Raw genomic sequence first — 13,474 nt, 5'->3', positions numbered from 1 at the left:
CTATATTATCTTTGCATTCATGAGATCATGTACATGAAGAGCGCCTATTAGAGTGTTGTGTTCATCTAATACTATGAGCTGGTTTATTTGCTTCTCATCCATTTTTTTAGCTGCTTCTATGGCTAGGGCTTTAGGGGATATGTAAAATGGCTCTGAGCTCATTCCATTGAGTATGCTAATCGTGCAAATATCTTCTTTGTGCTTCATTAACAAACGTCTCAAATCACCATCTGTAAATATACCTAATGGAATTTTATTTTCCCCCATAATTATTGCCATGCCCATATTCTTACTGGTTATAATATCTAATGCTTCAAGAACAGATAGTCTAGGATGAACTATTGGCAATAGTTTAGGCGGTCGCATTACATCTTGGACCAATGTTAACAAATTTCTCCCTAGTGTTCCACCAGGGTGTGATCGAGCAAAATCATTAAGATTAAAGCACCTAAGTTCTAAACAAGCCACTGCTAGTGCATCTCCTAATGCCAATGCGGCAGTTGTGCTAGCAGTAGGGGCTAAATTTAATGGACAAGCTTCTTGTTTAACATTTATATCTAAAATAGAATCGGACAGGTTGGCTATTTTTGATTTTATGTTACCGGTAATAGCTATTATTTTTACCCCCAGTCTTTTGGCTGTTGGTAGTATTGATAGAAGCTCTGGGCCTGATCCTGAGTAAGATATTGCTATAAGCACATCATTTCTAGTTAGCATGCCTAAATCACCATGCATAGCTTCTGCTGCATGAACAAAAAAAGCTGGTGTTCCAGTAGATGCTAATGTAGCCGCTATTTTTCTGCCAATGTGGCCAGTTTTTCCTATGCCGCTAATTACAACCCTTCCTTTACATGAAAATAGCATTTTTACTGATTGTATAAATTCATTATTTAATTTATAGGATATTTCCTCGATTGCCTTAGCCTCGATTCTCAGCGTTCTGTGAGCAGATGATATAACATCTTCATTTGATATTTTCGTGTCTACGTCCATTTGTGTAGTATATTTTTCTTTTGAGTGTTTATATTACAATATTATTATTTGTTGTTTAGTTATCATCAGTTTTTTAATAATTATAGCTTATAGATTAAATAACTATTGTTATGTTATTCAAAGTTGTAGAATTATACTATACCGATGGTTTATTTATTAATAATATTAAATTTTATCTGTTTAATATTGATGAGTTTCGTAGCTCTATAAATAGGTTTGTTATTTTGTGATGTTGTTATTAGTTTATTCATAGAAAAGGGATTTTGATGGGTTATTTTGACGTAGTCGATCTTTCCAGATTTCAATTTGCTGCTACAGCTTTTTATCATTTCATTTTTGTTCCGCTGACACTCGGACTGTCCATGTTGCTTGCAATTATGGAAAGTGTATATGTAATTACTGGTAAAGAGATATGGAAGCGTATAACGATATTTTGGGGCACTTTATTTGGAATTAATTTTGCTTTGGGTGTTGCAACCGGCGTTGTGATGGAATTTCAGTTTGGCATGAACTGGTCTTATTATAGTCATTATGTTGGAGATGTTTTTGGAGCTCCTTTAGCGCTTGAGGGTTTAACGGCTTTCTTTTTAGAGGCGACATTCGTTGGCTTATTCTTTTTTGGTTGGGATCGCTTGTCGAGGGTTGGACACTTAATAGTTACATGGTTGGTAGCTTTTGGGACTAATTTATCTGCTTTATGGATTCTAGTGGCTAATGCCTGGATGCAGAATCCAGTTGGGGCTTCTTTTAATCCTGATACCATGAGAATGGAGATGGACAGTTTTTTTTCTGTTCTTCTTAGCGAAACGGCACAAAGCAAGTTTTTACATACAGTTAGCGCTGGCTATATAACTGGCGCTATTTTTGTTTGTGGCATTAGTTCTTGGTATTTGCTCAATGGGCGAAATCTGGAAATTGCAAAAAGGTCACTGTCAGTGGCTGTTGCGTTTGGATTTTTTGGTTCACTTTCTTCTATAGTGTTGGGTGATGAAAGCGGATATTTGGCCTCAAGTCATCAGAAGATGAAAATTGCAGCTATAGAGTCCATGTGGGAGACTGAACCAGCACCTGCTTCTTTCAATTTGATAACCATACCTAATCAGAAAGAACGTAAAAATGATTTTGAAATTAAAATACCATACGTTATGGGTATAATAGGAACTCGTTCACTTGATAAGGAAATATTAGGAATTAATGATTTGGTTGATAAAGCAAAAGATGAAATCTCGAGAGGGATAGTTGCCTTTAGTTCTTTAGAGAGAATAAGAGCTGATTCACAAGATAAAGAGGCTAGAGAGTTATTTCATCAAAACTGGAAATCTTTAGGGTATGCATTATTGCTTAAGCGCTATCAGCCCGATTTAAGCAAAGCAAATACTGATGATATTGCTAAAGCTGCTCTGGATACTATTCCAGGTAATGTGACTGCTTTATTCTATTGTTTTAGAGTCATGGTAGTGCTTGGTTTCTATTTTACGATTCTTTTTGCTACTTCTTTATGGTTTTCTATGAAGAAAGGTCTCCATAATTATAAATATTTTCTTAAGATATTCTTATTTAGTATACCTTTGCCATGGGTTGCATTGGAATGTGGATGGTTTGTTGCAGAGTACGGAAGGCAGCCATGGGTAATAGAAGGAGTATTGCCTACTTATTATGCCGCTTCAGGCTTGTCATTATTAGACTTATCTATTAGTCTTGCAATTTTCTTGTCTATATATACTTCTTTGTTTATAGTAGGCTTTAAATTAATGTTAGCAGCTATTAGGAAAGGTCCTGATTTTGAAAATGATCCTATAGATCGAAATAGTTCTTTTTTAAGAGATAATTAATAATATTTTTTGAGATTATAATGGAATCTTTTATTTTTTTGGAATATTCGACTTTAAAGTTCTTGTGGTGGGTATTTTTGGGAGTCTTGCTTGTTGGTTTTGCTGTAACTGACGGTTTTGATCTAGGTGTAGCAACTTTATTGCCGCTTGTTGCTAGAAGTGATAACGAGAGAAGGGTTTTAATAAATTCTATTGGTCCTGTATGGGAAGGTAACCAGGTATGGTTAATAACAGCTGGAGGTGCTATCTTTGCTGCTTGGCCTTTAATATATTCTGCCTCTTTTTCTGGTTTTTACTTGGCAATGTTATTAGTATTAATCGCACTAATTATAAGGCCGGTTGGATTTAAATATCGTAGTAAAGTAGAATCTAGCACATGGCGTAATTCTTGGGATTATTTACTATGTTTTTCGGGGATTGTTGCTTCTCTAGTATTCGGTGTTGCTATAGGTAATATAATTTTAGGAGTGCCAATTGGATTCGATCATGTTAGCTTGAGAGTCTCTTACAACGGTAATTTTTTGGGTTTATTTAGACCTTTTTCCTTAGTTACTGGAATTCTTAGTGTTGTAATGCTCGCTATGCATGGCGCAAATTTTTTAGCATTAAAGACGGAAGGCGTTGTGCAAGAGCGCTCTGTATTCTATGGGGAAATATTTTCATTTTTAACAGCATTTATTTTTGTATTTGCTGGGTTTTTAGTAAAAAACATTGATGGTCAAATTATAACAAGTATTATCGACTATAATTGCGTTTCTAATCCGTTGTTAAAAATAGTTGAGTCGCAAAAAGGTGCATGGTTATTGAATTATTATAAGTGGCCTATAGCTTGTATAGCTCCATTAATCGGCACAATGGGGCCAATTGTATCGTTTATGGCTATTAGAAAACAGTATTATGTTTCAGCATTTATTGGATCTAGCCTTGGTATTACTGCTATTATTGTTACTGTTGGCGTTTCTTTATTTCCTTTTCTTATGCCTTCCTCATTCGGGAATTATAGTAGCGGATTGACAGTATGGGATGCTTCCTCGAGCCATTTGACTCTTTGGGTAATGTTCTTATCAACTCTTTTATTTTTACCTATAGTCATAGCTTATACTTCATTTGTATACATGGTTATGCGTGGAAAAGTGAATGATAAATCTGTTGCTGAGTCACATAATTCTTATTAATTTTTAATATTGGAGGTTTGCATATGTGGTACTTTTCCTGGATTCTGGGGCTGGGGTTTGCTGCAGCTTCTAGTGTTATTAGCGGTATACTTTTTGAATACAAGAATAATTCCAATAATAGTGATTAGCTGTGGCAAGTAAAAATAATATACTTGATAAATCTGGTAAGGTTTGGCTTGGTAGTCTTATTGTTTTTGCTAGATTCTATGTGGCTATGGCAATTTTAATGCCATTATTCGGTAGTGTCGTGTTGATTTTTCAGTCATGGGTACTATCGAATATATTGAATTCTGCTTTTGTTAATAATATAAGTAGGGACGGTTTATTGTATTCGATTTCTTTGTTTACTTGTTTAGTAATTATACGTTCTACTATTGCTTATGTGCAGGAATTATGTGCTATAAAAGCTTCTGAGAGAATAAAAGTAAACGTAAGAAAAATATTGTATGAAACTCTATTAGTGAATGGCCATGTGTGGACTCGAAACCAGGTTTCTGGTGCTATTGCTAGTAGCATAGTTGAACAGGTAGAGTTACTGGATGGTTATTTTCGCAAGTATCTTCCTGTTTTTATCAGTGCGGCAATTGTTCCTCTTTCTTTTTCAATAGTAATATTTTGTTTTAACAAAATTATAGGATTAATACTATTTATAAGTATTCCATTAATACCATTATTTATGGCGCTAATTGGTCATGGTGCAGAGCGCGCTAGTAGCAAGTATTTAGATTCTTTTTCATGGCTTTCTGGTTTTTTTGCAGATAGAATAAGAGGTCTAATGACATTAAAGTTATATGGTTGTGCGCAACGAGAACTTTCTTCAGTAGTAAGAGCAAGTAATGATCTTAAAGATCGTACGTTATCGGTCTTGAAAATTGCTTTTTTATCGTCCGCTGTTCTAGAATTTTTTTCTGCTATGGGTATTGCTTGTATTGCTGTCTATGTAGGTCTAACTTTTTTAAATTTTATTCGTATGGGGAATGATTCAGTTAATCTGCAGTTAGGTTTGTTTTTTTTGCTAATGGCGCCAGAAGTCTATCAGCCTTTAAGGCAAATGGCTTTATATTACCATGATAGAGCATCAGCATATGCAGCAGTAAATAAAATTGAAGAATTATTCTGTGGATTGCCTGTGATTGATCTCGCAACATCAAATAGCATTAAAAATAATAAATTAATTAATGTAGATTTTTCTATCGACAATCAAATATTAATATCTGCCAAAGATTTAGAAATTAAAGATTCTAATTCTAATAGAATTGTAATTAATAAAATAAGTTTTAATATTTTAAGGTTTGATCATATTGCTTTGACAGGAGTAAGTGGAGTAGGCAAGACATCTTTAATAGAATCTATAATAGGATTGAGGCAATATGATGGGCAAATTAGGTTTGAAGGTTGTGATCTTACACATTTAGATGAAGCTATTCTACGAAGAAAGACTTTTTTAGTTAGTCAACGTCCTTATATATTCCAAGATAGTATTTTAGAAAATATTAAAATAGCAAAGCCAGAAGCCTCTTACGATGAGATATTAGAAGCGGCAAGATTATCTTTAGTATTAGATTTCACTGAAAATATTCCTAATGGTCTCAATACTATATTAGGTAAAGGAGGCATGGGAATTTCTAGAGGACAAGTCCAAAGATTAAGTATAGCGCGATTATTCCTTAGAAATCCAGATTTTATATTGCTAGACGAGCCGACAGCACATTTAGATCAAGATACGGAAAAAAAGCTTTTAAAGAATATACTTGATTTCTCACAAAATAAAACTCTAATTCTAATTACACATTCGCCATTTATATATAATAATATGCAGATTATTTGGCATTTAATTGATGGCAAGATTAATAATAATTATGAGAACATTATTTAGCTTATTATATCCATTATACTCAAATAACAAGTTTAATTTGTGTATTCCTATTGTTTTATTATTTATGACTGCTATATCTGGGATCGCTCTATTAGGAATATCTGGATGGTTATTAACAGGGGCGTATATAGTTGACATAGGGGCTATGTTTAATCTTTTTATGCCATCTGCACTTATAAGAATATTATCATTAACGAAGGTGGTGTTTCGATACATAGAAAAATTAACAGGCCATGCTGCTATTTTTAAATTATTATCTGATCTCCGTGGTTTTGTGTTTGGTTCAATGATCAAGTTAAATCCCAAAGAATTATCCAAATATCATAACGGGGATTTAGTGTCTAGAATAACGAGTGATATTGATATTTTAGACGTTGTGTTTTTATTATTCTTAGAGCCGTTTATTGTTGTAATCATATTGTTTTTTTTATTTTATTTGTTTTTTTATTGTTTCATGCCAATAAATTCTTTGGTCATGGTATTAATTTCATGTTTTGCTGTTGTTGTTATTCCTTTCTTGTTGATAAGATCTACTAAAAATAATGGAATGTATATTCAGGAATATTCTTCTAATATGAGAGGTTTTATTTTGGAAATGATTGACTCGCATATTGATATAACAATTATGCAGTTACAGGATGCTAAGAATAGAGAATTTAGTTATATTTGTTCTGGCATGTCTAAATATAGAAGTAATCAATCCATTGCATCAGCTACTGGGCAGTATTTTCTTTCAATCGTATCTGGAATCGGAATAGTTATTATTATTTACTTAGAGATAGGTTATTTTGAGAAGAACAAAATTGAAGCGCCTTTGTTAATTGGTATTTTATTAGCTTCATTTGGTTTTTTCGAAATGTTTTCTTCTATTGTTAAAGGATCTGCTTGCCTAGGATCTGCTATCAAGGGTGCTGACAGGATAAGTGCTATAATTGATACTAAGAACAGCATAAAGGATATAGATGATCCAGTTAATTTGCCAAGTCATGGTGACATTGTATATGATAATGTTAGTTTCTCTTACATTAATTCAATAACTAATGAAAACTCTACTGTGCTGCATAATGTAAATCTAAAAATAAATATCGGAGAACATGTCGCTATTGTAGGGCCAAGTGGTTCAGGAAAGTCTACATTATTGAGTTTATTGCTTCGTATGGATGAGGTTTCGGATGGATATATTACTTTCGGTGGCAATGATATAAGGAAATGCAAGCAATCAGATTTACATAGCAGGATAGCTTTTTTAAGTCATGATCCAGATATATTCTTAGGAACATTAAGAAGCAATATAATTATAGGTAATCAATTAGCGTCTGATGATTTAATATTTGAAACTCTTAAACTAGTTAATCTTCATGATTTTATTAGGAATTTGCCCCTCGGATTGGATACTTTTATTACAGAAACAGGATCTAATCTTTCAATTGGTCAGGCACGTAGGCTTTGTTTAGCTAGAGCGTTAATATCGCCAGCTTCTGTTTTAGTGTTAGATGAACCTACTTCTGGATTGGATAGAGTATTGGAACAGGATTTCTTCATAGATTTAAGGCAAGCAGCAGGTAAAAAACGTAGTGTTATAATGGCTACACATGCGAATGTTTTTCATTTTCATGATATAAAAACGTATAAACTGAATGATGGTGTCTTATTCGATAACTAGATACTCTATATAATCCACCACTATCTTTATATTGCCTAATATTTATAATAGATGATGGTGGAGTTTGTATTTATATGTATTTATACCTAGTGATTATAAAAATAAACTATAGGCTGGATTGTTTGTTTCATCCCAGTATGGGTAAGATAATTCAGTTAAAAACTCTTTAAATAATTTTCTGTCCTTAGTAGGAACTTGAATCCCAACCAGTATTTGTCCATAGTCAGAACCATGATTTCTATAATGAAATAGACTAATATTCCATTCGTGATTCATTACATTTAGAAAATTTATGAGTGCTCCAGGTCGTTCTGGAAATTCAAACCTATATAGTATTTCATTATTGCTAAGATTTGATTTCCCGCCAACCATATGTCTTAGATGGCTTTTCGCCATTTCATCATATGTGAGATCTAGTACATCGAAGTTATTTTGACGGAATATACCAGCTATCTTATCAGTTTCATTTGATGATGATATTTGTAATCCGACAAATACATGTGCCTTATCTGCATCTGATATTCGGTAGTTGAATTCCGTAACATTGTGCTTGCCAATTAGGTGACAAAAATTTTTAAAACTGCCACGTTGCTCAGGTATTGTAACTGCAAATATTGCCTCTCGCATTTCTCCGACATCAGCTCTTTCAGATACAAATCTTAATCTATCAAAATTTATATTTGCGCCACATGATATAGCAATTAAATTCTTGTTTTTGATATTTTTCTCTAACACATACTGCTTAGCTGCTGCTACTGACATAGCACCAGCTGGCTCTAAAACTACTCGCGTTTCTTGGAAAACATCTTTTATTGCAGCGCAAATTGAATCTGTATTAACGACAATGAATTCATCTACGTATTGTTTAGTTAGTTTAAATGTTTCAGCACCTACAAGTTTTACAGCAGTTCCATCTGAGAATAAGCCAACATCTTTTAAATGCATACGCCTACCTGCTTTTATACTGCGTAACATTGCATCAGAATCAGTTGTTTGCACTCCAATTATTTTTATTTCTGGACGTAATTGTTTTATATATGTAGCAACGCCTGATATTAATCCCCCACCGCCTACAGCTACAAATATAGCTTCTATCGGATCTGGGTGCTGACGTAGTATTTCCATGCCAATCGTTCCTTGTCCAGCAATAACATCTGGATCATCAAATGGATGGACAAAAGTGAGTTTTTCTTCTTTTTCTAACAATAGGGCATGGTTATATGCATCTGTATAACTTTCTCCAGCTAGTATAACTTCTCCTCCTAAACGCCGTACAGCATTTACCTTCAGTTGTGGGCTAGTAGTAGGCATAACAATAACTGCCCTACATCCCAATTTTGTTGCAGAAAGGGCTACGCCTTGGGCATGATTCCCAGCAGATGCTGCTATCACTCCGTTGCTTAGAGATTCCTTAGATAAATTAGCCATCTTATTATAAGCGCCTCTTAGTTTAAAACTAAAAACTGCTTGTGTGTCTTCTCTCTTTAATAATAAGTTATTGGATATTCTCTTGCTTAGAAGAGGCGTTGGATCTAATTTAGTTTCTATTGCTACATCATAAACTTTAGATGTTAGGATTCGTTTTAAATAATCTATAGGCATATCAATAAATTCTGGTAATAATATTGTTAATCTTAGTTTTTTAGATCTATACGTTTAATTATGAAGTATGTTATTTTAATACCGATAATATCCTTTTATTTATAAATTCTTTTTCCAAAAATAATAGAACCAAGTCTAACCTCAGTTGCGCCTTCTTCAATTGCAATCTCGAAATCATCACTCATTCCCATGGAAAGTTTTTTTAAATTTACCCCCGATATTTTTTGTTCGTTTACTTTTCTCATTAGCTTATATAGAACATTAAAACAATTTCTCACAATTTTATTGTCTTTTGAGTTTTCTGCAATAGTCATTAGTCCAATAATTTCTAAAGACTTATAATTTTCAGAGACTTTGCCTATAAAATCTATTAGATTTTCTGGATTTAGGCCATGTTTCTGTGGTTCTGAAGAAGTTTTTACTTGCACTAATGTTTTTAACGATTTTTTTTCTAGTTTTAGGTGTTTATCCAATACTAAGGCCAGATCTAACCTATCCAATGATTCCAATTCATCTATGTAATTAATGGCTTCTTTTGCTTTATTCATTTGTAGGTTTCCGATCATTACCCATTTAATATCTTTATTGATTATGTTATATTTTTCACGAATTTCCTGTATCCTGTTTTCCCCAAAAGAGGTGAATCCTGAGTTAATCATTAATTCTATATGTTCAGCATCAAAATTTTTACTAACAGGCAGTATACTAACATCATCTGGTTTGCGACCAGATCTAATACAAGCGTCTGTAATACGTTGCTTAACATTATTTATTCTATCTGTAATACTATCAAATTTATTCATATCTATCCCATTTAGTATTACGTTAAAGTTTTTCATAGAGATTTATTGGATTGTCATATTCATATCGTCTTATTTCAACTGAATTATAAAACTTTGATATAATATAAAAACGTATAAAATAAAATTATCACAAATCTCTTGTGACGTAAATTTAATATCCTATATTTATTTCAAATGGCACTACTTAATATAATTAATTATCCTGATAATCGTCTTCGCAATATAGCGAATCCAGTTCCTGTAGTTGATCAGAGAGTAAGAGGAATTATATATGATATGCTAGAAACTATGTATAATTCAGAAGGAATTGGATTAGCAGCAACTCAAGTAAATATTCAAGAGCGCATCATCGTTATTGATATTTATGGCAGTGGTGGTTCTGATTTCATTGCTTTGATTAATCCAGAGATAATCTGGAGAAGTAGTGAGATGTATATTGATAATGAGGGATGTTTATCTATACCTGGTATATATGATAGAGTTGAAAGATGCTCTGAAATTGTTTATGTTGCTATGGACAAGGATGGCAATATAGCGGAGCATCGTGCGAATGGATTGTTGGCAAGATGCATACAGCATGAGATTGATCATCTAAACGGGAAATTGTTTATAGAATACTTATCAAGTTTAAAGCAAAATAGAATCAGATCTAAGTATAGAAAATCTAAGACCAAGATAGCGTTTTCTACTGCGTCTAGTGGAGTATAGATATGCGTATAGTATTTGCAGGCACTTCTGAATTTGCTTATGATCATTTATTTAGCTTAATATCTTCAGGTTATGATATCCATACTGTTATAACCCAACCAGATCGACCATCTGGTCGCGGGTTAATCAAAAAAGATGGTATTGTAAAACGTTTAGCAATTCTAAATAATATAAATGTTATTCAGCCTCATACATTTAAAAAAGATGATCTTCCTGCAGATTTTATTAATAATCTTGAAAATATAAAACCAGATATTATGGTAGTAGTATCGTATGGAATGATATTACCTCAATGGGTTCTTGACCTTCCTACATTTGGTTGTGTGAACGTTCATGCTAGTTTATTGCCAAGATGGCGAGGAGCTGCTCCGATACAACGGGCAATAGAATATGGAGATAAACGTACTGGTATAACAGTGATAAAAATGGATAAAGGATTAGATACTGGGAACATTTTATTCAGATCTAGTGTTCCCATTCTCGATAGTTATAAAACTCTCGACTTGCAAAAAATATTAGCTGAAGAGGGTTCTCGTGCAATTAATTATGTATTAGATAATATTGAAAAAATAACTCCTGAGCTGCAATCTATTTATAATATAACGTATGCTAAGAAAATAGAAAAAAATGAGGCATTATTAGATTTTTATGATGATGCTTTTTCATTATCTAGGAAAATTCGTGCTTTTAATCCATTTCCAGGAGCTATTATAAGATTAAATGCTTTTAAAGATCCTTTAAAAGTATGGGACGCTATTCCATTAAAAAATGATAATCTTAGAGGTGTTCCTGGAGCCATAGAGTCATTTGATGATGAAGGTGTAAATGTTTTTACTAGTAGAGGAATATTGCGTTTACTTGAATTACAAAGATTAGGCGCAAGTCGTTCCTCTATTAAAGATTTTATCAATGGATACAAATCTAGATTTTTTCTTAATAAGAATATTATTGCAAAATAGCTTATTTAGGTTTATGTGCTCAAATGGACATGAAAGTTGTAAAGCATAGTGACTCTACTATCAAATTGTCAGATACCATGAGTCTGACTGCATATGCTATATTGGAAGTGATGCAAGGACGATCGCTGACATTTTTTCTAGACAAGGTGGAGACACCTCTTAGGTCGTCTGTGCAATCATTAAGTTTTCATTCGATGAGATATTTAGGATGGGCTGGTGCTGTTGGAAAATGTCTGATAAAAAGATATCCAAATAAGTTATTTGAATCTCTATGGCTATTATCACTAACTTTATTGAGATTTTCTAATCTTGAAAAAAGCCAAAAATGTTTAAAGTCTATTCCAATATATAAAGAGTTTGTTGTAGTAAATGAAGCAGTTAATGCTGTAAATGATATGCCATTACTAAGACCCTACAAGTCATTATTAAATGCTGGATTAAGGAGTTTCCTGAGAAAGAGGTTTTTATTGGAGAATTTAGTAGCCGATGATCTTGAGGCATGTTGGAATTATCAATATTGGTGGATAAATAATTTGCGTCGTGCTTATTGTGATTCATGGAAGGTAATACTATCTTCAGCTGATAGTCCAGCCCCTTTAGCAATAAGAGTTAATTCTAGGCAAATAGATAGGGATAGTATGTTGGGTATATTCTTAGACAATGGTGTTGATTGTTGTGGTTTTGGTGATTCTGGAATTATTTTGCAAAATAAAAAGCAATCAAAAATAGATGAGCTAGTAGGATTTTCAGAAGGATGGTGGTGTATACAGGATGCTGGCGCTCAACTAGCTGGTCATATATTGGGAGTTGAGAATGGTATGAGTGTTTTGGACGCATGTTCTGCACCAGGTGGCAAGGCTTCCCATTTGCTAGAACTGGCGAATATAAATCTTTTAGCGCTAGATTGTGATGAAATAAGATTGAATAGGATGAAGCAAAATTTAGAAAGATTAAGATTATATTCAGATAATGTTAGACTTATGCTTGCTGATGCCGTAGATCTGGATAAATGGTGGGATGGCCAGTTGTTTGATGCTGTTCTGGCTGATGTGCCATGTTCCGCTTCAGGCATAGTTAGAAAGCATCCTGATATTAGATGGTTAAGAAAAGAATCAGACATAAGAAAATTTGTACTGAAACAGATAAAGATTATAGATGCTTTATGGAATACTGTGGCTCCTGGGGGGAGGTTATTGTATGTGACATGTTCTATTTTTTATGAGGAATGCATTGGTCAGGCTTTATCTTTCTTAGATAGACATAACGATGCTATTTTTATTGATTCTCCAGCCCAGATTCTTCCCGTGACTAGCGATAATGGAGATTGTATTTCTCACGATGGCTTTTTTTTTGCTTTATTTGAGAAAAAGTGTTAGCAGGTAGTCTATTAATTTAAGAGATGTTGCTCATATGAAATTATTTAGATCATAAAATCAAATAAAAGATATATAATTATGTTTTGTAATATTGTTCTCTTTATTGCGCTATTTAGATGATTTCTGTCCATAATTTCCTTTTATCAAACGGCATCATGAATTAGTCATAGTCTATAATTTTTTTTGATAGTGTTATATAGTTTAAATGATAGTAGAATGTCTGTATCTAAATATATCTTATGCAAATAGCAATAAATTTTGTGATATATACGAGTATCTACTAGTTTAATGATATGTCATAATGTATTCTCGTAAAGTTATTTTCTAGTTTGAAGTGGTATTTGTTTTATTGATTATAATGATGCATCAGTGTTGTTTGTTCTGTTAATTTATATTGTTAATAATTATGATTTGATGATTAGTGTATAAATACATATTTGTTTGTAAATTTTTTAAAGGAGATATCATAGAATGGGTGTTTTTTTTG

The 13,474-nt window shown here is 32.9% G+C and carries 11 protein-coding genes; 8 read left to right on the top strand and 3 right to left on the bottom strand.

The window, feature by feature from the left end:
• Window positions 1–993, bottom strand: coding sequence for a KpsF/GutQ family sugar-phosphate isomerase (locus tag CKBE_RS00340; RefSeq protein ID WP_015237626.1), 993 nt, complete (start codon window positions 991–993; stop codon window positions 1–3).
• A gap of 266 nt (window positions 994–1,259) precedes the next feature.
• Between CKBE_RS00340 and CKBE_RS00335 the strand changes: the two genes are divergently transcribed.
• From CKBE_RS00335 to cydC, 5 genes are read left to right on the top strand one after another with little or no spacing between them, the layout of a single operon-like run.
• Window positions 1,260–2,825: a cytochrome ubiquinol oxidase subunit I gene (locus CKBE_RS00335; protein ID WP_015390092.1), complete on the top strand. Its 1,566-nt coding sequence runs from the start codon at window positions 1,260–1,262 to the stop codon at window positions 2,823–2,825.
• A 20-nt stretch (window positions 2,826–2,845) separates the two neighbouring features.
• Window positions 2,846–4,000 (top strand): cytochrome d ubiquinol oxidase subunit II, encoded by a 1,155-nt coding sequence (gene cydB / locus CKBE_RS00330; protein WP_015237624.1) that lies wholly within the window; start codon window positions 2,846–2,848, stop codon window positions 3,998–4,000.
• 23 nt (window positions 4,001–4,023) lie between these two features.
• A complete protein-coding gene (gene cydX / locus CKBE_RS03895; protein ID WP_081583117.1) occupies window positions 4,024–4,128 on the top strand; it encodes a cytochrome bd-I oxidase subunit CydX in 105 nt (34 codons plus the stop codon).
• A gap of 2 nt (window positions 4,129–4,130) precedes the next feature.
• Window positions 4,131–5,876, top strand: coding sequence for a thiol reductant ABC exporter subunit CydD (gene cydD, locus CKBE_RS00325; protein ID WP_015237623.1), 1,746 nt, complete (start codon window positions 4,131–4,133; stop codon window positions 5,874–5,876).
• Entirely contained in the window at window positions 5,860–7,539 is a 1,680-nt protein-coding gene (cydC, locus tag CKBE_RS00320; RefSeq protein ID WP_015390091.1) for a thiol reductant ABC exporter subunit CydC, read from the top strand. Before cydD ends, cydC begins: the two co-directional genes overlap by 17 nt.
• A gap of 93 nt (window positions 7,540–7,632) precedes the next feature.
• On the opposite strand, the gene ilvA is transcribed toward cydC, so the two are convergent.
• Window positions 7,633–9,141: a threonine ammonia-lyase, biosynthetic gene (ilvA, locus tag CKBE_RS00315; protein WP_015237621.1), complete on the bottom strand. Its 1,509-nt coding sequence runs from the start codon at window positions 9,139–9,141 to the stop codon at window positions 7,633–7,635.
• A 95-nt stretch (window positions 9,142–9,236) separates the two neighbouring features.
• The gene (locus CKBE_RS00310) at window positions 9,237–9,980 is read right to left on the bottom strand and encodes a YggS family pyridoxal phosphate-dependent enzyme (RefSeq protein ID WP_225968682.1); all 744 of its coding nucleotides are present in this window, start codon (window positions 9,978–9,980) and stop codon (window positions 9,237–9,239) included.
• A gap of 138 nt (window positions 9,981–10,118) precedes the next feature.
• Here CKBE_RS00310 and def point away from each other — a divergent pair, with 138 nt between their 5' ends.
• From def to rsmB, 3 genes are read left to right on the top strand one after another with little or no spacing between them, the layout of a single operon-like run.
• The gene (gene def, locus CKBE_RS00305) at window positions 10,119–10,652 is read left to right on the top strand and encodes a peptide deformylase (protein ID WP_015237619.1); all 534 of its coding nucleotides are present in this window, start codon (window positions 10,119–10,121) and stop codon (window positions 10,650–10,652) included.
• 2 nt (window positions 10,653–10,654) lie between these two features.
• Window positions 10,655–11,611: a methionyl-tRNA formyltransferase gene (gene fmt, locus CKBE_RS00300; protein ID WP_015237618.1), complete on the top strand. Its 957-nt coding sequence runs from the start codon at window positions 10,655–10,657 to the stop codon at window positions 11,609–11,611.
• 23 nt (window positions 11,612–11,634) lie between these two features.
• Window positions 11,635–12,987 (top strand): 16S rRNA (cytosine(967)-C(5))-methyltransferase RsmB, encoded by a 1,353-nt coding sequence (rsmB, locus tag CKBE_RS00295; protein WP_015390090.1) that lies wholly within the window; start codon window positions 11,635–11,637, stop codon window positions 12,985–12,987.
• Window positions 12,988–13,474 lie beyond the last annotated feature (487 nt).

It is taken from the genome of Candidatus Kinetoplastibacterium blastocrithidii (ex Strigomonas culicis), assembly GCF_000319245.1.
Taxonomy (GTDB): Bacteria; Pseudomonadota; Gammaproteobacteria; order Burkholderiales; family Burkholderiaceae_B; genus Kinetoplastidibacterium; species Kinetoplastidibacterium blastocrithidiae.
The sequence above is the reverse complement of the archived record's forward strand: the minus strand, read 5'-3'. Positions and strand labels throughout refer to the sequence as shown.